The following is a 21,204-nucleotide window of genomic DNA, read 5'->3' as shown; positions in this document are numbered from 1 at the left end:
TGCTTTGGTCACCAGGGCAGACCGGAGGCGGTTGATCGCCAGCCGTCTTCCAGCGCGTCTTGCGGGACCACACCGTCCAGAGGTCTGATCGCGACGTCGAGCCTGCGAGCCGCATGATACCCCGTTGCCGCCATCACACCAGGCGTCGCGCCATAAGCGACCCGATAGCGCGACACGAAACTGTCGGTTCCGTCGTCACTGTCCCACCCGTCCGGCGGAACGGCCTGCTGCAAGACCGTAGTTGCCGACCGATACGCACGCGCGGCATCGCTGGCCAAAGGTTCGAGGCCAAGGACAATCACGACATCGGTCGGCTCGTCGGGCGTGCCGAACAGGCCTTCGACCAGCCCGGCTGCATCTCGTGGAAGCGGCAAGATCTGCACATCAACCCCGCCGAGATGCCCGTCGGACGTTTCGTTGGCGTGCCCGTCCCGTTCGTCCGCTGCCAGCAGGAAACCGCGGACGGCCTCTGCAAGGTTTTCCTCGACGTTCTCGCCGACGACCAGAAGGCTCACGGTGAACGAATGCGCCCAAGCAAACCCTGCAAGGCCGATCCACACCGCGGCCACGAGGACGGATTTTCCGATCCTGCCCAAGACCGTCACTCTGACCGGGAAGGGCCGCCAAAGAAGGATAACAGGAAGGCGTGGGATACGGGCACTCATTCGACAGCCCGTGCCGCTGACACCGCTTCGGCAAGCTGCGCCTTCTCGACGAAACCGGGGATCAGCTGGTCGCCTACCACAAAAGACGGCGTGCCGTTGAAGCCGAGCGCCTCGGCCAGTCGCATAGACGTGGCGATATGCTCCTCGACCTCGGGCGATTGCATGTCGGCCTTGAGCTGCTCGACATCGAGCCCGACCTCGCCCGCGATCCGCAGCACCGACTGTTCCTCCAACTTGGCGCGTGCGCCCATCAACGCATTGTGCAATTCGGCATACTTGCCCTGCTTCCGCGCGGCCAAAGCGGCCCGCGCCGCGATCGCTGACCCTTCGCTGAGTATGGGCCACTCCCGAAGCACAAGACGGATGTTTCCGTCTTCGGCCAGCAGGGCGTCGATTTCAGGCATCGCGCGTTTGCAGTAGGGACAGTTGTAATCGAAGAACTCCACCACCGTCACGTCGCCTTCCGGGTTGCCGAGGACCGGCGCGTTGGGGTCGCGCTCCAGCAGGGTGCGCTCGTCAGCCAGGGTCGCGGCGGCAGCGGCGGCCTGGGCCTCTGCTTGGCGTGCCTCCAGCGTCTGAAGCGCCTCGAGCACAAGCTCCGGGTTCTCGCGCAAGGTTTCGACGACCAGTTCCCTGATCCGGTCCTCGGTAATCTCCTGCGCCGGGGAAAGGCCGGGAGCGAAGACGAGAGTGATGGCAAGCAGGATTGACGTGACGCGCATGAGAAGTGCCTTGTGTGACGGATAAAGAGTTTCAGGCGGTCTGCACCCTCTAGTTCCTAGAGAGGCAAGCGGAAATCGGGAGGTCGGCGGACCTGCTTGCGGCTTCAAGGCGAACCTGCTTCCAACTGGCTACGTTCAGCCTGCGCGGCGCGGATGCGGTCGGGCCAGGTTGACCGGATATAGGCGAGGACGGCTTCGATGTCGTCTTCGGTCAGCTCGTCGCCAAACCCAGGCATGCCGGAGGTGAAGTCGACCCCCATATCGTCCAGCACCGCCTGCCCCCCGCGGCGGATGTAGTCCCGCAGCATCGCGTCCCCATGATGCCAGGTGTGGCCGGTTTCGTCGTGGGGCGGCGCGGGATAGGTGCCGTCCTCCCTCGCCGACTGCCAGTCCGGCTGCCCTTCCAGATTGGCACCGTGGCAGGAGGCGCATCTGGCCGCGTAAATGGCACGCCCACCTTCGATGTCGGGCGTGTCGTGAAAAAACGCACGGGCTGGAACCGACGAAAGTACAAAGGGGGTTGCGGCGACGGCGACTCCGAGAACGCTAAGGGAGCACGCCCTTCTGAGCCAGTGCATCATGTCCGGCTCACCGTAGCCGTCGTGCCGTCCGGCGGCAGGATGCGTTCGGACAAGAGAGCCAGGTCCTCCCGCACGCGCGCCCTCTGCGATGTCGGATAGGCGTCCTCGGGGGGCAAGCCGCCATGCTGCGCAAACAGCATGATGTCGCGCGCAATTGGCGCGGCGGCCGTTGACCCGCCGCCACCGTGCTCCACCACGACCGTGACGGCAAAGCGGGGCGCATCATACGGTGCGAAGGCCACGAACAGCCCGTGATCTCGACGGTTCCACGGCAGCTCGTCCTGCGAACGGACGCCTGCGGCCCGCTCAGCTGCGGTGATAGAGAAGACCTGGCTCGTTCCAGTCTTGCCCGCCATCGCCTGCGCCGGATCGGCGATGCGCGAGGCATAGGCCGTCCCGCGCTCGTGGTTCGAGACCTCGAACATGCCCTGTCGCACGATGGCCAGTGCTTCGGCCGACAGACCGAGTGGGGCCGGATCAGGATTGTCTTGGTCCTGCCCGCCAAACGGCCGCACCAGACGCGGCAGAACGGCGGTCCCCGACGCCAGTCGCGCCGTCATGGTAGCAAGCTGGATCGGCGAGGCGAGCGTGAAGCCCTGGCCGATTGAGGCATTGATGGTGTCCCCTATCAGCCAGTCCTGCCCATACCTTTCCTGCTTCCAAGCGCGCGACGGGTTGTTGCCATGCGCCATGCCGGACAGCGGAAGGTCGTACTTCTGGCCAAGCCCCAGCCGGTCGTTCATCGCGAAGATACCGTCGATGCCGATGCGCTGCGCGACCTCATAGAAGTATACGTCGCAGGACTCGCGCAGCGCGCCGACCATGTTCACTCGGCCATGACCACCGCGCTTCCAGCAGTGGAACCTGCGGCCGGAGATCTCGACATAGCCATTGCAGGCGACAGTCTCTTCCGGGTCCATCAGCCCGGTTTCCAGCGCGGCCAGCGCATTCGACATCTTGATCGTCGATCCCGGCGGATAGGCCCCCTGCACCGTCTTGTCGGAGAGCGGGCGGAATTCGCTGTCGCGGAGCGCGCCGTAGTCGCGGCTGGAAATCCCGCGGACGAAGAGGTTCGGATCGAAGGACGGCGCCGAGGTGCAGCCAAGAAGATCGCCGCTCGTCACGTCCATCACGATCGCGGCGGCACTTTGCCCTTCAAGGCGGACGCGCATGAAGTTCTGAAGGTGGTGGTCGAGGGTGACCTGCATGTCGGGGCCCGAGGTAGCAGGGTCGAGCGCCAGCTCGCGCATCGTGCGACCGGAGACATTGACCTCAACCCGCTGAGTTCCCGGCAGGCCGCGCAGGGCGCGTTCATGGCTGCGCTCGACCCCGGTCTTCCCGATTTCAAAATCGGGAAGGCGGAGCAGTGGCTCATTGTCGGCAGCCTCGTTTTCCAGATCGTTGTCGCTGACCGGTCCCACATAGCCGACCTGATGGGCGAAATCGGGCCCGAAAGGATAAACACGGGACAGGACCATCTCGGGGTGAACGCCCGGAAGCACGGGGGAGTTCAAGGCCACGATGGAAAGCTCGTCCCAGGTGACCCGGTCCTTTACCGTAATCGGAACGAAGGCCCGCACACGGGCCGTCTGCTCGCGGACCTTGGTCAGTGTTTCCTCGTCTAAACCAAGGAGTAGACGCAGCTTCTCGAGGACATCTTCGACATCCCGTGCTTCCTCCCGCACGAGCGTGATGCGGTAGGCCTGTTCGTTATCCGCAATGACCTTCCCAGCACGGTCAAAGATGCGCCCCCTGTCGGGACGTACCAGCCGCAGGCTGATCCGGTTCTCTTCGGCCAGCAGGTAGTATTGTTCGGCATCACGGACGCCCAGTTGCCACATCCGAAAGCCCAGAACGCTGACCACCGAGGACATCGCCCCACCCAGCAGGAGGGATCGCCGGGTCATCTTCTTTGCCGCCTGCGCGAAATCGCGTTCAGATCGACGCACGGCTTACCTCCGCTCCCGGCAGTTCGGACGGGGCCATGGCGCGGATGGTCTTCAGGTAAGCCGCCGCGCGCAGACCAAGGACCAGAACCACCAGCCCGACGAACCAGAGCTGAAGCGGATTCGGCGGTGGCGTTGCCCGATGGAAGCTCAGGAAATGCATGAAGAGGAAGTAGGCGACATGGGCGACGGTCAGCCACCACATCGGCAGGACGCCCATCTGCAAGAACTTCCAGCCGGACAGCCCCAGATGCCGCATCGCGAAATCGCTCGATGTTGCGGCAAGCAGCCCCACGAGGACGAGGGCCGCGATCCCGATGGCATTGGCAAGTCCGAAACCATGCTGGAACATGACATAGACCAAGAGGTCGGGATGCCATTCGAACCCGAAAAGCCGCATCAGATCCCATTCGACCCAGCCGACGAGGACGATCGCCGCGTGGACGATCACCAGAAGGCAAGCATAGATTCCCATCTCACGGCGGAACGGCAGCAGCGGAACCGATGCGCGCAGAAAGCGGGTCAGCGGCCCCAACCCCATCGACAGCGCGATCAGCACCAGCGAGGCATCCCCGAAGGCGCGGTTCCAGCGATGCATCGGGCTGAACTGCGCGTGAACCGCCGCAAAGCCCAGCACGAGCCCCATCGCAAGACTGGCCACGAGCGTGTGCCGGACCAGCGTTTTCCGGGCCAGCCCACGCATCGCTGACCGCAAACCAGTTGACGCTGTCACTGCGGGCCTCCCGTCATGGGAGTTTCAACGCCGCCGACAATGTGAAGGTCAGATCGGGACTCGCGAAACGCGCGCCAGGTGCGAAAGGCAGCATAGCCCATGACGATGACCCCGGCTGCCGCGAGCCAGGGCCGGACCGGATCGAACCATGCGAGCAGCGCAGGCCCACCGAAAATCAGCATCAGCACCTTGTTGCAGGTCGGACAGGCGATCCCGAGGAAGCTCGCAAGACCGCCTGCCCCGGATGTGCGCAGCCGGTATCGGGGAACCCAAAGCGCGACGGTAACTCCGGCCAAGAGTGCCGTCAGGACAGTGGCCCCGAACTCCCACGGACCAACCGGGGTCATGCGGACGAACAGGGGGTTCGCCCAGACTGCGGTAACCGTCCCGAGGACGGCGAACAGCGCGACACCTACGGCGGTGCCGTGAAGCCCCCTGCGCAGGGTATCGTCCTCTTTTACCTGCTGTGTCAGTCCGTCACTCCGCATCAAATTCAACCTCTGCACGATCCTCGCCAAAACCAACGCTGACCACCCATCGCCCGGCCATCGGCAACTTCAGGTTTGCTCGCCAGACCCCGGCCTCGACTAACTGAAGCGGCGGGTCAAAGCCGTCCATGTGCATCTCCATCATAGCGAAGTTCACGTCCGGCCGCATGGCGGCTGATTCGATGGCATCGGCATCCGGCGCGAACTGGATCTCGAGACGGACATCCCGGTTGCCAAGCGCATAGACCTGGACGTCGATCCGACCATCCGGAAGGACTTCCGACACTTCGGCCGTCGGCACGTCCCGATCCGCAACGGTGTCTCGCGGATCGAGCGTGCCCACCGTCGCCCAGATGAACGCGGCTACAAGGGCAAAGACGCCCAGAGCAAGCGTCACAGCGAGCACTCTAGTTCTCATTGCCCATCTCCATTTGCGAGTGGTCCATCCCCGCCATCGGGGTCTCCATGGCAGGAGGCGCAGGTTCCGGGATGTCCCCGCTGCCGTCGGGGTCGAGCAGGTAGGTTGCGATGGCCTCGCGGTCGGCGTCGGTGAGGTACGAGGTGCCCTCAGCCACGACCTCCGCCATGCTGCCGCCGAAAGCGTCCCCGTTGGGCAGCAGCCCCGACTGGAGCGCATAGGCGAGGTTCGCGACCGTCCAGCCGCCTTCCAGAAGATCGGCTGTCAGGATCGACGGTGCCTTGCTGCCACCGGGAAGGCTGTCGTTTCCAGCGAACCGGGCGGATTCGTCAAGGCCGCCCGCAAGCGTTCGGCCGGTATGACAGGCCGCACAATGCGCCGCCCCTTCGACCAGCAAACGCCCGCGGTTCCACGGCGATGATGTGCCCATCAGCGCATCCGTCTCCGGCGCGTCGAGGTAGGCAGCGCGCCAGAGCTTCAGGCCCGAGCGGAAGCTGAACGGAAACCCGACATCATGCGCCGGGGCAGCATCCGCAACCGGCGGAACGGTGCGGAACGCTTCCCACAGGTCGGCGATCTCTTGATCGGTGAAGCCTGCGTAGAACGAATAGGTGAAGACCGGATAGTAGGGGTCACCCTCCGGAGAGACTCCCTGGCGAACAGCCTTGGCGAAATCCTGAATGGTCCATGCACCGATCCCCGCAGTGGTGTGCGGGGTGATGTTCGGGGGCACGAAAGTGCCAAAGGGTGTGTCGAGCGGGGCACCTCCAGCGAGCGCCAGCCCCTTGGCGGTCGCGTTGGTGTGACAGGACACGCAACCGCTGGCGCGGGCCAAATAGGCGCCGCGTTCCGCATCCCCCGGCGGGAATGCGGCGGGCTCTGGCGCGCCGATGGGCCATAGCGCCAGGACACCGGCCCCGAGGCTCGCCGCCACGGCCGGGAAAATGACGGAAGCGCGGATCAAACCCCGCATGGTCAGTTCCGGCCCGCACGGTACTGCGAATGGCAGGACGAACAGGTGGCGCTGATCCGGGTGAAGAGGTCGTCAGCGGCCAACGTCGTCAGATCGAACGCCAGCGTCGCCGGGTCCGATGTGCCGCGCGCGACCTGGACCTCTTGGGTTCTTTCGCCGTAGCCCATCAGCTCCGCTACTGTGAAACCCTCCTTGACTTCCGGAGCCGGGGTCATCGTCATTGCCGAATGATCCATCCCGGCCATATCGTCGGCGGGCGGAAGCGCCTTTTCCAGCCCGTTCGGAGCCGCCACGGCGAGAGCGTCGGCGTAGGTCTTCAATTCTCCTGCAAGCGCTGCGAAGTCCTGCCAGTCGGACCAGATCTCCGGCCTGGCATAGGTCACCCCTTCGAGGCTGCCTTCCGGGAACAGCGACAGCATCGTCTCGCCCGCGTGACCAGCGATGACACTCGCACCCTCTGACACGATGAATGTGTCGTAGGGGATCGTGCCTTGCATCATCGGCGCCAGCTCCGCCACCGTGTCCCGCATCGCCGTCATACCGTTCATCCGTTCCAGGACGACACCCGTCGCCCCGTTATGTGCCAGCGCCACTGCCGCAACTGCGGAAGCGGCAAGCGCCAAAGCGCCTGTCCATTGTGGTTTCATCTGCCTGACTGCCCTTGGTTTCTTGTTGTTGACCGATCCCGCGACCCGCCCTTCCGGCGGATCGTGCGGCTTGCACAACTGTCTGGTGTCAGGCTGACAGAGATTGAACTGTCGACAGAGCTGCGGAGAGCCTATCGAACCGTCAGACGCACGTCCGGCCTGACTGTCAGATCCGGGTTCGGGGGGGAGGCAGGGTGACGGACGGGCCGCCAAAGCGGCGTTGCGACTGTGTCAGGTCCGGTCGCAGAGTGATCACGATTGACAACGACAGTGCTGTGACCGGCCCATCGGGCAGCACGAAAACAGAACAGGCGAGGCCTGGGTGGCATGCAGGTGCCGGCGTGGTCTCTTGCCCTAAGTTACTCGCGATCTCGATTGACGTCTCGGGATGATGATCTTCGACCGAGCCCGCCTCCACAGCCTGTCCGAGGACCAGGCCAAGCGTCAGGACCAGGGACAACAGCCACATCGATACGAACCGCAAGAACCTGTGCGAAAACAGGTTCTTGAGTGCGTTCGGTGAGGTCGAAGATGGTTTCATCCGGCTAGATCAGCTTCACTTGCGTCCCGACCGGCGTCCGGTCGAAAACTTCCTCGATATGTTCGTTGTAAAGCCCGATGCAGCCGTTCGACGAGCGGCGGCCGATCTTGCGTGTGTCGTGTGTACCATGGATGCGGTAGTATTGCCACGACAGGTAAAGGGCGCGGGTGCCGAGCGGGTTGGCCGGGTCGCCGCCGGGCACGAAGGCCGGCCATTCGGGGTTGCGTTCCCGCATCGACGGAGTCGGCGCCCAGCTCGGATTAACTTTCTTCTCGACTACCTCGGTGTAGCCCCGGCGGGTCAGCTCGTCCGACAGCGGTACCGAGGTTGGGTAGAGATACATCTGACCGTCGCTCGTCCAGTGCTGGAGGACTTTGGCCGTCGTGTCGGAGATGATGATCCCAACTCCAAGAGTATCGAAGTGATCCTGCCACTCGTGGGTACGAAAAGCCGAGATGTTGTTACGGACCGGGCCCTGCGTGTCTTCCGACGCGCTGGCGGCGCGACCGGTCACGAAAGGTGCGGCAAGTGTTCCGGCAATAAAAAGCCGTCGAGTGAATCGCATGTTCTGCTCCTTTTTCACAAGGTTTGCTTCCTTCCAACGTGGGAAGGTCAAACGGCTTTGCATCGCGACCGGGTCACAAACAGGTGAATGCGTTGCGTTTTCGCCAATCCTGGAAGGAATTTGGCGCCTCACCTTGATGTGATCAGTCGGCACTTAGGTGAGAGGGGCTATACTCCAGCCATGCGGTTGATCATGGCTTGTCTGTGCAGTTTCCTCCTGCTCGCCACCCTTTTCGGACTGGCGCATTCAGAACGATCGCCGTATGGAGCGCAAGGTGACGCACTTCACGCTCAACCCCTGATACCGGACGCTCTCTGCGGCGAGGGATCAGGACACGGGACATGTCAGCTTGTTTTCCCCGGCGAGCCAGTGCTCGTCACTCTGATGTCGGTGGCCGGATCGTCGTATTTCGAGATCACGCCGGTCATGGGCTCCAGCCGCAGTTTGGCCCCCCACACGCCGCCGCCGCGATACGTGTCCTGAACGAACCCGATCCTTCTCGTTCCTCTCAGGAGACAGCATGATTTCCCGACGCTTCCTCATTGGCGGGGCCGCACTTGCAGCGCTGTCCTCGCCCTCCATCCTGCGGGCCCATTCCGCAGAGCCATTCGTGCTGGCCGACGAATTCCAGCCCCGCGAGGTGCGCGTCCGCGAACAGCACGCGCCCGGCCAGATCCTCGTGTTCCCGCGAAGCTTCTTTCTCTACCATGTCTTCGATACCGAACGTGCGATCCGTTATGGTGTCGGTGTCGGCAAGGCCGGACTTGCCTTCAGGGGGTCCGCGATCATCGAGCGCAAGGCCGAATGGCCTGCTTGGCGTCCGACGACCGACATGATCCGCCGCAATCCTGACCGTTATGCCCAGTTCGCCGATGGTGTCCCCGGCGGGCCGAACAACCCCCTTGGGGCGCGCGCGCTCTACCTTTACCGGGAAGGGCGCGATACCTACTACCGTATCCATGGCACGACCGAGCCGTGGTCCATCGGCCAGTCCGTGTCGAACGGTTGTATCCGGATGCTAAACGAGCATGTGATCCAGCTCTACGAACAGGTGCCGGTTGGAACACCGGTGACTGTGGTGTGACCGTGAGACGCCGCGACCTTCTCGTCTTCGGCGGGATCGTTGCCCTTATCTATGGTCTGCGTGCCCTTCCCTGGGACCGGCTCCCGGGCCGCGGGCCGCGCTATGCCGACATTGCGGATCTGCCGCCGTTTCGCCGCCTTGAAGGGAGTGGCCAAACGTCCGGAGCAACGCCGGCATTCGTTGGCCTCGATCCGCCGTCAGAAGATGCAGACCAGCGCCGCGCGCGTGCTGACGTTGTTCGTGTCGACCCCTGCCCTGCCCTTTTTGGCACCGACGGGACGCCGGGAGTCGTACCGATTGCCTATTTCAGCGAGTTCCGCTGCCCCTACTGCCGGGCGCTGGAGCGGGACCTCGACACATTGCTGGCCGAGTTTCCTGCTTCCTTCCGTCTCGTCCAACATGAACTCCCCATCTTCGGACCGCCCTCCGAGCTTGCCGCGCGCGCGTCGGTCGCGGCTGCACGGCAAGGCAGGCAGCAGGAGCTTCGCCGCCGCTTCATGCGAACACCGCTCGTGGCCGAGGAGGCCTCAGTTCTGCGCGTGGCGGCCGACGTCGGTCTCGACGTCGACCGGCTGGCCCGCGACATGACATCCCCGGAAGTGCAGGCAGACCTCGACCGGACGCGGGCACTTGCCGACATATTCGGGTTTGTCGGCACCCCCGGCTTGGTCATGGGACGGACCGTCCTGAACGGCGCGATCCCCTATGCGCTGCTGCGCCGGATTGCAGAGGACGAAGCATCCATGCCGGACCCGGTCTGCTGAGGTCATGAACACGCCGTCGCACATGCTGATCGGGGCTGCCGTCTTCGCGCGGCCACTAGCACCGGCAACCTTGATCGCAGCGCTCGCAGGAGGGCTAGCCCCGGACCTGCCGATGTTTGCGATGGTGCTCTGGGCGACCCGGGTTGTTGGCGTGCCAGAACATGAGGTCTTCAGCACGCTTTTCTTCTCGGAGACCTGGCAGTCGGTCTTTGCGATCGACCACAGCTTCTTTATCTGGGGAGGGCTGCTCGGGTTGGCTGTCTGGTGCAGACAGATCATCCTGCGGGCCTTTGCAGGTGCCGGTCTCCTGCATGCCCTTGCGGACTTCCTGACCCATCACGATGACGCCCGCCGCCAGTTCTGGCCCGTCTCGGACTGGGTGTTCCGCAGTCCGGTCAGCTATTGGGACGCGCGGTTCTACGGAGATATCTTCGGCGTGTTCGAGGTTGCGTTGGTGCTGACATTGACCGCCCTCCTGTGCGCGCGGCTGAGCCGATGGCGGGAGCGCGCGCTGGTCCTTGCCGTCGCCGCACCTATGGTGGTTCCAATCCTTCTAACGGGCAGTCTGCACAGTTTGCACGGCATGGGGTGAACAGGAAACTGTTCCATGAGGACCGCTTTCCAGGACTCCCACCATTACCCCATCTTTCCGCGCGAGACGGCAAGCGCGATCCCCATGAGCGTCAGGGCCATCCCTGCTATTGCAAGTGGGGTGAGGCCCTCGCCCAAGAACACAACACTGATCGCAACTCCCAGCACCGGCGCGAGGAAGTTGAAAGCGTTCGCGGCGTTCAGCGGACAGTCCTTCAGAGCCGCAATCCACATCGTGAATGTAACGGATGTGCCCCCAATGCCTAGGGCGGCCACCAGCGCAAGAAAGCGGGGGGTCAGAATCTGCGGAGACCAAGCTTTGGTCAGGAACACCAGAAGCGCGAGCGGAACCGCGCCAACCAAAAGCTGAAGCGCCGTGGCGGCGATCGGGTCCACATCCGAGGCAAACCGCTTGGTCAGGGCGTTGCCGAAGGCGATACCAAGCGTTGCCAGCATGACCAGCACAACACCGAGGGACGCCGTGGAGCCGCTTGCCGCGATGTCCTGAAGTGTCATCGCCGCGATCCCCGCCAGCGCGATGGCCATACCGGCGGCCTGCTTCGCCCTGAAGGGCTGGCCGAACATCGCCAAGGCGAGCAGGGCTGCGACGATAGGCTGTGTTCCTGCCACCACGGTCGCGATGCCCGGCGCGACCAGGCCAGCAGCGCCGAACATTGCGGCGAATCCGATCGTCGTCGCCGACAGGCCCGACAGCGCAACGCGAAGCCATAACCCACGGGTCTGGGGAAAGGGGCGACGCAGCAAGAGGGCCAGCATCAGCAGCGTAAGCCCCGTAGTCCCGGCGCGCAATGCTGCGAATTGGACCGGCGGCGCATAGGTCAGACCGACCGACAGAAGCGCGTAGCAAAGTGCCGTCAGCGTCGCGACCACAAGCAGGCTGGCGACCGTGCCACGACCAATTCGGCCGGGCCGGTCACCCGCCGACGGTGATGGCGGGTGCACCAGTCCAGTAGTCGATGGCATAGGCGATTTCCCCGGCACTGGCGGCGTGAAGACGGAACAGCGGCTGCCCTGCGGTGACGGCGTCACCAACGCTCACGGCCAGTGTCAGACCCGCCGCAGGGTTGGCGGGTGCCCCGGCCAGCTTGGCCAGCCGCGCCAGGCGGCGGTTGTCGATGGCGGCAACCGTACCCGCGGCGTAAGCAGTGACTTCAATGGTCTGGGCCGCTTCGGGCGGCTCGCGCAGGCCGCCCTGCGCCTCGCAGATGGCGGCGAATTTGGCCCAAGCGCGACCGTCGGCCAGCACCGCCCGCGCAAGGACGGCCCCGCTGCCGGGCTTGGCCGCCCCGCCGGTTTCCAGAAGCACTGCCGCCAAGGCAATGGCGCGCAGGGCCAGGTCCTGCGGCGCGTTTGGCCCGCCCTGCAGGACGGCCAGAACATCCCGCGCCTCCGGGGCCGGGCCGATGCCGCGCCCGACCGGCTGGCTGCCGTCGGTCAGCAGGCAGGCGACGTTCAGGCCCAGCCTGCCACCGACCAGCGACAGCCGCGCGGCCAGCGAACGGGCTGCCTCCGGCGTCCGCACCTTGGCGGTCGGGCCGACCGGGATGTCGATGACGACATGGGTCGATCCGGCGGCGACCTTCTTCGACAGGACCGAGGCGATAAGCTGACCCTCGGCGTCGATGTCAAGCTCGCGCTCGATCCGCACGAAGGCGTCATCCGCCGGGCTGAGCCGCACCGCCCCGCCCCAGACCACGCAGCCGCCCTCCGCCTCGACTACGCGGCGGATCGCGGGCAGGTCCAGATCGACCGGCGCCAGCGTTTCCATTGTGTCGGCGGTGCCGGCGGGCGAGGTGATGGCGCGCGACGAGGTCTTGGGGATCACCAGACCGCAGGCCGCAACGATGGCCACCACGATCGGCGTCGTCCGGTTGCCCGGCAGCCCGCCGACGCAGTGCTTGTCCATGACACGCGGCGCACCCCAGCTCAGCCGGTCGCCGACCGCGACCATGGCACGGGTCAGCGCGGTGGCCTCGTCGTCGTCCAGCGGCAGCGCCGCCCCGGCCGACAGGAAGGCGGCAAGCTCGACATCGCTCAGAAGACCGGCCTGCACGTCGTCCAGGATCGCCGCGAAATCCGGCTGGTCCAGCCGCCCGCCGTAAAGTTTGCGCCGCACCAGCGACATCGAATCCGCCACCGGGGCGGGACGGACCGTCGCCTCCGCGCCCTCGGTGGCACCAAGGCGGGCCCAGGCATCCTCCGAAAGGCCGATCTCGTGTGGGTTCAGCAGCCCCGCTTCGACCTGGAGAAGCCGCGCCGTCACCCGTCGCCCAGCCGAGGCGATCTCGACCCGGGCGCGGGCGTGCAGCCCTTCGGACCGGCAGACATGGCAATCGGTGCGCATCAACGCCAGCGGCTCGCCCTGGCTGTGCAGGCCGATCCGGACCAGCCGCATCGGCGCGGGGACCGGGTGGTCGGCATCGCCGGAAAGGGTCACAGGCGGAACTCCTGCCCCATGCGGGCTGCGGCGGCGCGCCAGCCAAGCTCGCGGCCGATCTTCACGCGCAGGGCCTCGGACGCGTCGGGTTCGCCGTGGACGATGGTGACCTGCTGCGGCGCGGCGCGGAACCCGCCCAGCCAGCGCAGCAGCTCGCTCGCATCGGCATGGGCCGACAGCATCGGCAGGTTGGCGACCTCGGCCCGCACCGGCACCCATTCGCCGAACATCTTGACCTCGGTCGCGCCATCGACCATCGACCGCCCGCGCGTGCCCGCCGCCTGGAAGCCCGAGAACAGAATCAGGTTGCGCCGGTCGGGCGCGAAGGCGCGGATGTGGTGCAGCACGCGCCCGCCGGTGGCCATGCCGCTGGCCGAGATGACGATCTTGGGATAGGTATTTGCGGTGATCGCCTTCGAGCCCTCGACATCGCGCACATAGGTCGCGATGGCGCAGGCATCACGGCAGATGCCGGGCGACAGGCGATGGTCGTCGGGATAGGTGCAGAGAAGTTCGCTCGCGTTGATCGCCATCGGGCTGTCAAGATAGACCGGCAGGTCGCGGAACCGCCCGCCCTCTTTCAGCTTCCAGATATAGTAGAGCAGGCTTTGCGCCCGCCCGACCGCGAAGGCCGGGATGACGATGGTCCCGCCGCGCGCGGCGGTGCGCGAGATCAGCGCGGCCAGCGCCTCGGCCGGGTCGGTCTGCTCGTGGCTGCGGTTGCCGTAGGTGGATTCGATGACGATGTGGTCGGCGTCTTCCACCGGCTCGGGATCGACCATCACCTCGTCGCCATAGCGGCCGAGATCGCCCGAGAACACCACCTTGCGCCCGCCCCAGTCGATGCCGGCGGTCGCAGCACCCAGGATGTGGCCCGCGTGGCGGAAGGTCAGTTCGGCATCGCCCAGGATCGGCGTCGGCGCGTGGAAATCGACGTCCACAAAGGCCTCAAGCGCGTGCTCGGCCTCCTTGACGCCGTAAAGCGGCTTTGCGGGCTTGTGCTTGGCATAGCCCTTGCGATTGGCATATTCGGCGTCCTTCTCCTGCAGGTGGCCGCTGTCGCGCAGGATCAGCCCGGCCACGGCCCGGGTGGCGGGCGTGGCGTAGATCGGTCCGCGAAAGCCGTCCGCCACCAGCTTTGGCAGATAGCCGGAGTGGTCCAGATGGGCATGGGTCAGAACCACCGCGCCGATTGACCGGGGCTGGACGGAAAACGGCTCCCAGTTCAGGTCGCGCAGGTTCTTCAAGCCCTGGAACATGCCGCAATCGACCAGGATGCGCTGGTTGCCTCGGGTCAGAAGATGGCGCGATCCGGTGACGGTTCCGGCGGCACCGTGGGTGGTGAGGGTCAGCATGGACATTCTCCTGTCAGGTCCGGGACCGCTCGGGCAGCGCCGTGAGGGCAGCCGCGACCAGCGGGGCAAGGGGGATGGCGTTCGAGGGATGCGGGACGCTGTCGCAGGATACCACCCGTGCCGCGACCGCCTGAATCCGCGCAAAGGCGTCTCCGGCGAACAGCGGATGGACCACGGCGCAGACTGGCCTCGCAAGCCCGCGCGCCGCCAGCAGGTTTGCCGCCGCGATCATCGTGCGCCCGGACGAGGCGATGTCGTCGATCAGGACCGGAGTACAAATCGCGTGGCCAGACAGGTCCGGCAGTTCGACCGACACGTCATAATCGCCGCGGCGGGTCTTTTCCATCACCGTCCAGGGTGCGCTGATCCGTTCGGCGATGGCTTGCACCCATTGCGCGCTTTCCGAATCCGGTCCGATCAGCAGCGGGCGCGGCACTTCGGCGGTGATCCAGTCGGCCAGCGCCGGGGCAGCCTGTACCGCCGCCGCCGGGATGCTGTAAAGCTCGGACAGCGCGGCCCGGCGGTGCAGATGCGGATCGACCGTCACCAGCCCGTCAAACAGCGACGAGATTAGCCGCGCGAAGCTGTCCGATGTCACCGCCTCGCCGGGGCGGAAGGCCTTGTCCTGGCGCATGTAGGCAAGGTAGGGCGCGACCAGCCGCACCCGTACCGCCCCCTGCGCCCGCGCCGCATCCGCCGCGAAGGCAAGCCGCAGGAAGTCCGGGTCCGGCCCGGCCAGCGTGGCGACCAGATCGACCGCGCGCCCTGCCACAGGAGTGAGCAGCCGCAGGTAGGTCTCGCCGTCCGGAAAGCGTCGCGTCTCGACGGTGCCGATCTCTCCGCCACCTGCGTCGGCAAGGTCACGCGCAAAGCCCTCGTTGCCGGGCATGGGCAGGATCAGGGGACGCGGGGTCATGCTGATGGACCTTGCTTTCTGCGTCAGGCGAACCGCCGGAAGGCGTAGTTGCGGATCGGCACGAAGATGATGGCGATGTACCAGCCGATGAATATCGCCCAGAGCAGCCCGAGGATCGCGCTTCCGGCACTCAGCCAGACAAAGCCTGGAACGATCGCCTCGAAGATCATGCGCATTCCCTGCACCGGCAGAACAAGGGCCGCGAGCAGGCAGAGGACATAGGTAGCCGCGAAGAAGCCGGACAGCGTGACGCCGACGGGCGTGATGGACAAGGGTCTGAAGTCGGAACGGGTCATTTCGGGCTCTCCGGTCAAGTGAACTTCCTGATCCAACAGACGCACCCTCTCACCTTTCATTACGTCTGCACGGGCCTTCATTTCCCGTTCGTCCCGGGCGACCGCGCTGCTTTTCAGGTCAGGGTCGGCCCGGGACGGCGTCGTGCCCGAACAGCTCTGGGCATTCTTCGGCGCATTTGTTGGTCAGGATGATCCAGGCCAGATGCAGCGTCGCGAGCCCCGCCAGAAGGCAGAAGAACGAGATGTAGGCATAGCGCAGAAGTGTCACGTCAAGGATCACCACCACCGCGACTGTCACCGCGAAGTGCCGCATGTGCCGGTAATGCGACAGGGCGGGCGGGGCGACGATCAGGAAGACATAAAGCGTGTAGGTGATCCAGCGCGGCAGGAACTGGTCAAGCAGCATCGAGTTTTCGTAGGCCAGCGAGTTCTGGTTGACCGTCACCACCAGCCAGTCGGTCCCAAAGCCGTGCGGGATGTAAAGCAGAAGGCCAAGCAGCAGACCAACGGCGGTCATCGCCATGAACCATGGGCGGCGGGGGCTGTCCGGCGGCTCCAGCACCAAGACGGAAAAGGGAATCCAGAACGGCCACATGAACCAGGTGATGAAGATGAAGCCCATCGCTCCCCAGACCATCGTTGCATGGTCTCCGCCATTGACGCCGACCCAGACGAGGCCCTCGGTGAACTGCTGGATCCCGGCGAACAGCGGCATCAGCCCGATCGGAAGATAGCGCCAGTTGCTACGCACCGCCTTGACGATGATCGCACCGCCGCCCGCTGTCAGCAGGGCGCTGGCGGTAAAGCTGACCGTTGCCGAGAGACACATGTTCGCATCCTTTCCCTAGCCCGAGATCACGGTCCCGGCTGCTCCGCCCAGAATGGCGAGTGCATCTTCCATCCGGCCGATCCCGGCCAGTCTGCCAGCCTGTGCGGCAAAATCCAGCCCGGCGGCAACCTTCGGCCCCATCGAGCCTGCAGGCAGCGTCATCTGCGCCGCTTCGGCAGCGGTCAGGCGCGGGATGCGACGCGCTGTGGGGGTGCCGAAACCCTCCTGCACCCCGTCCACATCGGTCAGCATCAGCAGGGCATCGGCCCCGATCTCCCGCGCCAGCAGTGCGCTGGCATGATCCTTGTCGATCACCGCTTCAATCCCCGTCAGGCTGCCGTCACCGCGCCGGATCACCGGGATGCCGCCGCCGCCCGCGCAGATCACCACCACGCCCTGCGCCAGAAGCAGGCGGATCACCTGCAGGTCGGGGATTTCGACCGGCTTCGGCGAAGGCACGACCCGCCGCCACGCCGCACCGTCCGGGGCGACGGTCCAGCCGCGCGCGGTCGCCAGCCGCTTTGCCTCGGCCTCGGCATAGACCGGGCCGACGGGCTTGGTCGGGCGGGCAAAGGCGGGGTCGGCGGGATCGACCAGAATCTGCGTCAGCAGCGTGGCGACCGGCCGGTCGTGGCCGAGGGCATTCTCAAGCTCCTGTTCGATCAGATAGCCGATCATGCCCTCGGTTTCCGCGCCGAGCATGTCGAGCGGTTCCGGCGCATCGGGCCGGTAGGCCGCGCCCTGCAAAGCCAGCAGTCCGACCTGCGGGCCGTTGCCGTGGGTGACGACCAGATCGTGCCCCGCCCGCACCAGCCCGGCCAAGGCCCCGGCTGCCCGCGCCGCATTGGCGCGCTGCACCTCCGCCGTCAGCGGCTCGCCCCGCCGCAGAAGCGCGTTGCCGCCCAGGGCCGCGACCACCCACATCGGCCTCAGCCCCCCAGTGTGGCGACCAGCACCGCCTTGATCGTGTGCAGCCGGTTCTCGGCCTGGTCGAACACCACCGAGGCCGGGCTTTCAAACACCTCGTCGCTGACCTCCATCTCGGTCAGGCCGAACTTTTCGGCGATGTCGCGGCCCACCGCCGTCTCGGTGTTGTGGAAGGCGGGCAGGCAATGCATGAACCGCGCCCGGGGGTTGCCGGTGCGCGCCATCATCGCGGTATCGATCCGCCAGGGGGTCAGAAGCTTGATCCGCTCGGCCCATTTCTCCTTGGCCTCGCCCATCGACAGCCAGACATCGGTGTAAAGGAAATCGGCCCCCTTCACCGCCTCGTCAGGGTCCTTGGTCACGGTGATCCGCGCCCCGGTCTCCTTCGCGATGGCCTCGGCCTCGTCGATCACCGGTTTCTTCGGCCAGCAGGCCTTGGGCCCGCCCAACCGCACGTCCATGCCCATCTTGGCCCCGCCGATCAACAGGCTTTCGCCGACGTTGTTGCCCGCATCGCCAAGGAAGGCGAAGGCGATCTTCCTCAGCGGCTTTTCGGCATGTTCCTGCATAGTAAGGAAATCGGCCAGCACCTGGGTCGGGTGGAACTGGTCGGTCAGGCCGTTGTAGACCGGCACGCCCGCGTGCCGGGCCAGTTCCTCGACGATCTCCTGGCCGAAACCGCGATATTCGATCGCGTCATAGACCCGGCCCAGGACGCGGGCAGTGTCCTTCACGCTCTCCTTGTGGCCGATGTGGCTGCCGGTGGGACCGAGATAGGTGACATGTGCGCCCTGGTCATGGGCGGCGACCTCGAAGCCGACGCGAGTGCGGGTGGAATCCTTCTCGAAGATCAGCGCGATCTCGCGGCCCTTCAGCAGCGGCTGTTCGGTCCCGGCGTATTTGGCGGCCTTGAGGTCGGCGGAGAGTTTCAGCAGGAAGCCGATTTCCGCCGGGGTATAGTCCCGCAGGGTCAGGAAATGGCGGTTGCGCAGGTTGAAGCTCATGGTTCTTTTCCTTCGGTGTCAGGCCGGGTCGCGGATCGTCGGACATGTCATGCAATGGCCGCCACCCCGGCCCCGGCCAAGCTCGGCCCCCGGCATCTCGCGCACGTCGATGCCTTCGGCGCGCAGCATGGCGTTGGTGTCGTCGTTGCGGTCGTAGCCGACGATCACGCCGGGGCGGAGCGCCACCACGTTGTTGCCGTCGTTCCACTGTTCGCGGGCGCGCTCGGCCGGGTCGCTGCCACCGGTGGGCACGATCCTGAGCTTCTTGTAACCGATGATCTCGGCCACGACCTCGAAGATCGGGCGGCGGTCCTCGGTGACGCGGAACGGCTTGCCCGGCCCGTCGGGGCGCAGGTCGAAGCAGGTGATGCCGTCGGCGACCTCCTTGAACGTTGTCACCACATCGCCGCCGCAGAAGGTGAACACGGTGTCGAGATGCATCGCCGAGCGGGTGCGCGGCAGGCGACAGGCGACGACGCGGGACGCCGCGCCCTGGTCGAACAAAGCCTGCGCGAAAAGCCCGATGCCCTGGGCCGAGGATCGCTCGCCCATGCCGACCAGCACGGTGTCGCGGCCCACCGGCATGATGTCGCCGCCCTCAAGGCTCGCCGGGCCGAAATCGCGGGTGGGATCGCCGAACAACTCGCGCACCCGGCCGGCGAATTTCGGATGGTGGCGGTAGATCGCGGTGGTGAGCAGCGTCTCGGGCTTCCGCGCTGCCCAGAACATCGGGTTCAGCGACACGCCGCCGTGGACGAAGGCGCTGTTGTCGCGGGTGAAGATCATGTTGGGCAAGGGTGGCAGGATGAAGCCCGCCTTGCCAAGCCAGGCCCCGAACAACCCCTCGGGGGCATAGGGCAGGTCGCCCACCGTCAGCCCGCCGATCAGCCAGCGCGCCAGATCGGCCCCCGGCAGTGCCTCCATCCACAGGCGCAGGGGTTCCACCATGCCCGCGCCCACGGTGGTCAGCGTGATCCGGTGGTCAAGGACGAAGGCGCGGCCCGCCGGGATGTCCAGCGTTTCCGCCAGAAGGTCGTTCGCGTCCAGCACATCGATGCCTTCGGCGCGCATCAGATCGGTGAAGACGGCGTGGTCCTTGATCGCCTGCTTGACCCAGAACACGTCGTCGAACAGAAGATCGTCGCAGTTTTCCGGCGTCAGGCGACGGTGGGCGAGGCCGGGGCGACAGACGATCACCTGGCGCAGTCGGCCGGACTCGGAATGGACGCCGACGGTTGGTTCGGACATTGGGAGTCTCCGGTCAGAGATAGGTGGCGACGCTGAGCGCGGCCATGATGAAGACAGTCAGGATCAGCAGGAGCGGCCATACAAACCCCAGCCAGCGCTCGTAGGGCACCCGCGCGATGGCGAGCCCGCCAATCACCACCGCGAAGGTCGGGTTGATCAGGTTCACCAGCCCGTTGGCCGACTGGTAGGCGGTGACGGCCAGTGACCGGTCGACTCCGGCAAAGTCCGACAAGGGCGCCAGGATCGGCATCGAGAGGACCGCAAGGCCCGAAGAGGACGGGACGAAGAAGCTCATCCCGACCTGGATCCAGTAGAGAAGGTTGATGAACGCCAGGTCCGATAGGCCCGAGACGGCCCCGGCGGCGGCGTTCAGGATGGTGTCGGCGATCAGTCCCTGTTCCATCACCACGACGATGCCGCGCGCCAGCCCGATGACCAGCGCCACGCCCAGCAGGTCGCGCGCCCCGTCGATGAAGGCCCTGGTCAGCCGCTTTTCGCCCAGCCGCCCAACCAGCCCGGTGACGATGGCGGCGGCGAAGAACAGCGCGCTCATCTGCGCCATCCACCAGCCCTGCGAGGACACGCCCCAGATCAGCGCGACGAAGGTCAGCGCGAACAGGACCAGCACTACCGACTGGGTGCCGCTCAGCACGTCGCCCGCACTTTTCCCGGCAGATCCGGCAAAGGCGGCGCGGTGGTCGGCGGCAAGGTCGGCCACCCGTGACCGTGACGGATCGCGCTGGACGCGGGCCGCATAGCGCATGACATAGGCGATGCAGATGACCAGCCCGCCCAGCAGGATCACCAGCCGCAGCGCCAGCCCCTCGGTGAAGGCCACGCCCGCGGCGTTCGAGGCGATCACCGTGGCGAAGGGGTTGATCGTCGAGCCGAGCGTGCCGATCCCGGCCCCCAGCAGGATGATCGCCGCACCGGTCACCGCGTCATAGCCCGCCGCGATCATCACCGGCACCAGAAGCCCGTAGAAGGCCAGCGTTTCCTCGGCCATGCCATAGGTCGTGCCGCCAAGCGCGAAGAGGCTCATCAGGAAGGGGATCATCCAGATCTCGCGCCCCTTCAGCCCGGACATCGCCCGGCGGATGCCGGTGTCGATGGCGCCGGTGGCGTTCACGACCCCCAGGAACCCGCCCAACAGCAGGACGAACAGCGCCACGTCGATGGCGTTGGCGGCATAGCTGTCGGGATCGTAGAAGCCCGCCACCGGCGCCATCACGATGTCGATGACCCCCTGCGGGTTGGCCTCGACCGTCTTGTAGGTGCCCGCGACCGCGATCTCGCGGCCGACGGCCTCGTTCTCCACCCGGTCGAAGCGGCCGGCGGGGATGACCCAGGTCAGGCCCGCGACCAGCACGATCAGCGCGAAGAGGATCGTGTAGGCGGTCGGAAAGCGGTCGGCCAGCCGGTCGGTTCCCGAGTTGGTGTCGATGTCGCTCAT

The 21,204-nt window shown here is 65.9% G+C and carries 24 protein-coding genes; 3 read left to right on the top strand and 21 right to left on the bottom strand.

Translation table 11 applies throughout. From position 1 onward, the window contains the following. Positions 1-8: 8 nt before the first annotated feature. The 11 genes from HS053_RS16895 to HS053_RS16845 all read right to left on the bottom strand — a co-directional run bounded on the left by HS053_RS16895 (position 9) and on the right by HS053_RS16845 (position 8,297). Complete coding sequence (locus HS053_RS16895) at positions 9-665, bottom strand: hypothetical protein (protein WP_174212439.1); 657 nt, start codon at positions 663-665, stop codon at positions 9-11. Next, positions 662-1,387 (bottom strand): DsbA family protein, encoded by a 726-nt coding sequence (locus HS053_RS16890; RefSeq protein ID WP_051911390.1) that lies wholly within the window; start codon positions 1,385-1,387, stop codon positions 662-664. The genes HS053_RS16895 and HS053_RS16890 overlap by 4 nt, the downstream gene beginning before the upstream one ends. A gap of 104 nt (positions 1,388-1,491) precedes the next feature. Then, the gene (locus HS053_RS16885) at positions 1,492-1,968 is read right to left on the bottom strand and encodes a c-type cytochrome (protein ID WP_165053279.1); all 477 of its coding nucleotides are present in this window, start codon (positions 1,966-1,968) and stop codon (positions 1,492-1,494) included. Beyond that, on the bottom strand, positions 1,965-3,917 hold the full coding sequence (gene mrdA, locus HS053_RS16880) for a penicillin-binding protein 2 (RefSeq protein WP_174212438.1): 1,953 nt from the start codon (positions 3,915-3,917) through the stop codon (positions 1,965-1,967). Before mrdA ends, HS053_RS16885 begins: the two co-directional genes overlap by 4 nt. Beyond that, positions 3,904-4,617 (bottom strand): ferric reductase-like transmembrane domain-containing protein, encoded by a 714-nt coding sequence (locus HS053_RS16875; protein WP_174212437.1) that lies wholly within the window; start codon positions 4,615-4,617, stop codon positions 3,904-3,906. Before HS053_RS16875 ends, mrdA begins: the two co-directional genes overlap by 14 nt. A 26-nt stretch (positions 4,618-4,643) precedes the next feature. Then, entirely contained in the window at positions 4,644-5,135 is a 492-nt protein-coding gene (locus HS053_RS16870) for a hypothetical protein (protein WP_174212436.1), read from the bottom strand. Beyond that, positions 5,125-5,532, bottom strand: coding sequence for a FixH family protein (locus HS053_RS16865; protein ID WP_174212435.1), 408 nt, complete (start codon positions 5,530-5,532; stop codon positions 5,125-5,127). Before HS053_RS16865 ends, HS053_RS16870 begins: the two co-directional genes overlap by 11 nt. Positions 5,533-5,542: 10 nt before the next feature. Beyond that, complete coding sequence (locus tag HS053_RS16860) at positions 5,543-6,526, bottom strand: cytochrome c (RefSeq protein ID WP_241699903.1); 984 nt, start codon at positions 6,524-6,526, stop codon at positions 5,543-5,545. 2 nt (positions 6,527-6,528) lie between these two features. Further along, positions 6,529-7,173, bottom strand: coding sequence for a c-type cytochrome (locus tag HS053_RS16855; protein WP_174212434.1), 645 nt, complete (start codon positions 7,171-7,173; stop codon positions 6,529-6,531). A gap of 166 nt (positions 7,174-7,339) precedes the next feature. Further along, positions 7,340-7,714, bottom strand: a complete 375-nt coding sequence (locus HS053_RS16850; protein WP_174212433.1) for a hypothetical protein — start codon at positions 7,712-7,714, stop codon at positions 7,340-7,342. Positions 7,715-7,718: 4 nt separating this feature from the next. Next, entirely contained in the window at positions 7,719-8,297 is a 579-nt protein-coding gene (locus tag HS053_RS16845; RefSeq protein WP_458358908.1) for a L,D-transpeptidase, read from the bottom strand. A gap of 502 nt (positions 8,298-8,799) precedes the next feature. Here HS053_RS16845 and HS053_RS16840 point away from each other — a divergent pair. The 3 genes from HS053_RS16840 to HS053_RS16830 are packed head-to-tail and all read left to right on the top strand — an operon-like array spanning position 8,800 to position 10,719. Continuing rightward, positions 8,800-9,363 carry a L,D-transpeptidase gene (locus HS053_RS16840; RefSeq protein WP_165053300.1) on the top strand — a complete coding sequence of 188 codons (564 nt, stop codon included), beginning with the start codon at positions 8,800-8,802 and terminating at the stop codon, positions 9,361-9,363. Next, positions 9,360-10,127 carry a DsbA family protein gene (locus HS053_RS16835; protein ID WP_165053303.1) on the top strand — a complete coding sequence of 256 codons (768 nt, stop codon included), beginning with the start codon at positions 9,360-9,362 and terminating at the stop codon, positions 10,125-10,127. Before HS053_RS16840 ends, HS053_RS16835 begins: the two co-directional genes overlap by 4 nt. A 4-nt stretch (positions 10,128-10,131) precedes the next feature. Next, positions 10,132-10,719: a cobalamin biosynthesis protein CobQ gene (locus HS053_RS16830; protein ID WP_174212432.1), complete on the top strand. Its 588-nt coding sequence runs from the start codon at positions 10,132-10,134 to the stop codon at positions 10,717-10,719. Positions 10,720-10,763: 44 nt separating this feature from the next. Here HS053_RS16830 and HS053_RS16825 read toward each other — a convergent pair whose 3' ends face one another. The 10 genes from HS053_RS16825 to HS053_RS16780 all read right to left on the bottom strand — a co-directional run bounded on the left by HS053_RS16825 (position 10,764) and on the right by HS053_RS16780 (position 21,204). Then, positions 10,764-11,609, bottom strand: coding sequence for an EamA family transporter (locus tag HS053_RS16825; RefSeq protein WP_174212431.1), 846 nt, complete (start codon positions 11,607-11,609; stop codon positions 10,764-10,766). Positions 11,610-11,652: 43 nt separating this feature from the next. After that, entirely contained in the window at positions 11,653-13,176 is a 1,524-nt protein-coding gene (locus HS053_RS16820) for a thymidine phosphorylase family protein (RefSeq protein WP_347233346.1), read from the bottom strand. After that, positions 13,173-14,531 (bottom strand): MBL fold metallo-hydrolase RNA specificity domain-containing protein, encoded by a 1,359-nt coding sequence (locus HS053_RS16815; RefSeq protein WP_174212430.1) that lies wholly within the window; start codon positions 14,529-14,531, stop codon positions 13,173-13,175. The genes HS053_RS16820 and HS053_RS16815 overlap by 4 nt, the downstream gene beginning before the upstream one ends. Before the next feature lie 13 nt (positions 14,532-14,544). Next, a complete protein-coding gene (locus HS053_RS16810) occupies positions 14,545-15,447 on the bottom strand; it encodes a ribose-phosphate diphosphokinase (protein ID WP_174212429.1) in 903 nt (300 codons plus the stop codon). Between the two features lie 23 nt (positions 15,448-15,470). Then, positions 15,471-15,743: a hypothetical protein gene (locus HS053_RS16805; RefSeq protein ID WP_174212428.1), complete on the bottom strand. Its 273-nt coding sequence runs from the start codon at positions 15,741-15,743 to the stop codon at positions 15,471-15,473. A gap of 118 nt (positions 15,744-15,861) precedes the next feature. Then, entirely contained in the window at positions 15,862-16,572 is a 711-nt protein-coding gene (locus HS053_RS16800) for a DUF6629 family protein (RefSeq protein WP_174212427.1), read from the bottom strand. A 15-nt stretch (positions 16,573-16,587) separates the two neighbouring features. Next, on the bottom strand, positions 16,588-17,496 hold the full coding sequence (gene arcC / locus HS053_RS16795) for a carbamate kinase (RefSeq protein ID WP_174212426.1): 909 nt from the start codon (positions 17,494-17,496) through the stop codon (positions 16,588-16,590). A gap of 5 nt (positions 17,497-17,501) precedes the next feature. Beyond that, a complete protein-coding gene (gene argF / locus HS053_RS16790; RefSeq protein ID WP_174212425.1) occupies positions 17,502-18,503 on the bottom strand; it encodes an ornithine carbamoyltransferase in 1,002 nt (333 codons plus the stop codon). An 18-nt stretch (positions 18,504-18,521) separates the two neighbouring features. Further along, on the bottom strand, positions 18,522-19,751 hold the full coding sequence (locus tag HS053_RS16785) for an arginine deiminase (protein WP_174212424.1): 1,230 nt from the start codon (positions 19,749-19,751) through the stop codon (positions 18,522-18,524). A 13-nt stretch (positions 19,752-19,764) separates the two neighbouring features. After that, positions 19,765-21,204: a YfcC family protein gene (locus tag HS053_RS16780; RefSeq protein ID WP_174212423.1), complete on the bottom strand. Its 1,440-nt coding sequence runs from the start codon at positions 21,202-21,204 to the stop codon at positions 19,765-19,767.

It is taken from the genome of Tabrizicola fusiformis, from assembly GCF_013328815.1.
Lineage (GTDB): Bacteria > Pseudomonadota > Alphaproteobacteria > Rhodobacterales > Rhodobacteraceae > Fuscibacter.
The sequence above is the reverse complement of the archived record's forward strand: the minus strand, read 5'-3'. Positions and strand labels throughout refer to the sequence as shown.

What these genes read in the sequence shown, in the direction of transcription:
- HS053_RS16895 (WP_174212439.1), bottom strand. Translation starts at nt 665, where the DNA reads ATGAGTGCCCGTATCCCACGCCTTCCTGTTATCCTTCTTTGGCGGCCC.
- HS053_RS16890 (WP_051911390.1), bottom strand. Translation starts at nt 1,387, where the DNA reads ATGCGCGTCACGTCAATCCTGCTTGCCATCACTCTCGTCTTCGCTCCC.
- HS053_RS16885 (WP_165053279.1), bottom strand. Translation starts at nt 1,968, where the DNA reads ATGATGCACTGGCTCAGAAGGGCGTGCTCCCTTAGCGTTCTCGGAGTC.
- HS053_RS16875 (WP_174212437.1), bottom strand. Translation starts at nt 4,617, where the DNA reads ATGCGTGGGCTGGCCCGGAAAACGCTGGTCCGGCACACGCTCGTGGCC.
- HS053_RS16870 (WP_174212436.1), bottom strand. Translation starts at nt 5,135, where the DNA reads ATGCGGAGTGACGGACTGACACAGCAGGTAAAAGAGGACGATACCCTG.
- HS053_RS16860 (WP_241699903.1), bottom strand. Translation starts at nt 6,526, where the DNA reads ATGCGGGGTTTGATCCGCGCTTCCGTCATTTTCCCGGCCGTGGCGGCG.
- HS053_RS16855 (WP_174212434.1), bottom strand. Translation starts at nt 7,173, where the DNA reads ATGAAACCACAATGGACAGGCGCTTTGGCGCTTGCCGCTTCCGCAGTT.
- HS053_RS16850 (WP_174212433.1), bottom strand. Translation starts at nt 7,714, where the DNA reads ATGAAACCATCTTCGACCTCACCGAACGCACTCAAGAACCTGTTTTCG.
- HS053_RS16840 (WP_165053300.1), top strand. Translation starts at nt 8,800, where the DNA reads ATGATTTCCCGACGCTTCCTCATTGGCGGGGCCGCACTTGCAGCGCTG.
- HS053_RS16830 (WP_174212432.1), top strand. Translation starts at nt 10,132, where the DNA reads ATGAACACGCCGTCGCACATGCTGATCGGGGCTGCCGTCTTCGCGCGG.
- HS053_RS16815 (WP_174212430.1), bottom strand. Translation starts at nt 14,531, where the DNA reads ATGCTGACCCTCACCACCCACGGTGCCGCCGGAACCGTCACCGGATCG.
- HS053_RS16810 (WP_174212429.1), bottom strand. Translation starts at nt 15,447, where the DNA reads ATGACCCCGCGTCCCCTGATCCTGCCCATGCCCGGCAACGAGGGCTTT.
- HS053_RS16805 (WP_174212428.1), bottom strand. Translation starts at nt 15,743, where the DNA reads ATGACCCGTTCCGACTTCAGACCCTTGTCCATCACGCCCGTCGGCGTC.
- HS053_RS16800 (WP_174212427.1), bottom strand. Translation starts at nt 16,572, where the DNA reads ATGTGTCTCTCGGCAACGGTCAGCTTTACCGCCAGCGCCCTGCTGACA.
- arcC (WP_174212426.1), bottom strand. Translation starts at nt 17,496, where the DNA reads ATGTGGGTGGTCGCGGCCCTGGGCGGCAACGCGCTTCTGCGGCGGGGC.
- argF (WP_174212425.1), bottom strand. Translation starts at nt 18,503, where the DNA reads ATGAGCTTCAACCTGCGCAACCGCCATTTCCTGACCCTGCGGGACTAT.
- HS053_RS16785 (WP_174212424.1), bottom strand. Translation starts at nt 19,751, where the DNA reads ATGTCCGAACCAACCGTCGGCGTCCATTCCGAGTCCGGCCGACTGCGC.
- HS053_RS16780 (WP_174212423.1), bottom strand. Translation starts at nt 21,204, where the DNA reads ATGAGCGACATCGACACCAACTCGGGAACCGACCGGCTGGCCGACCGC.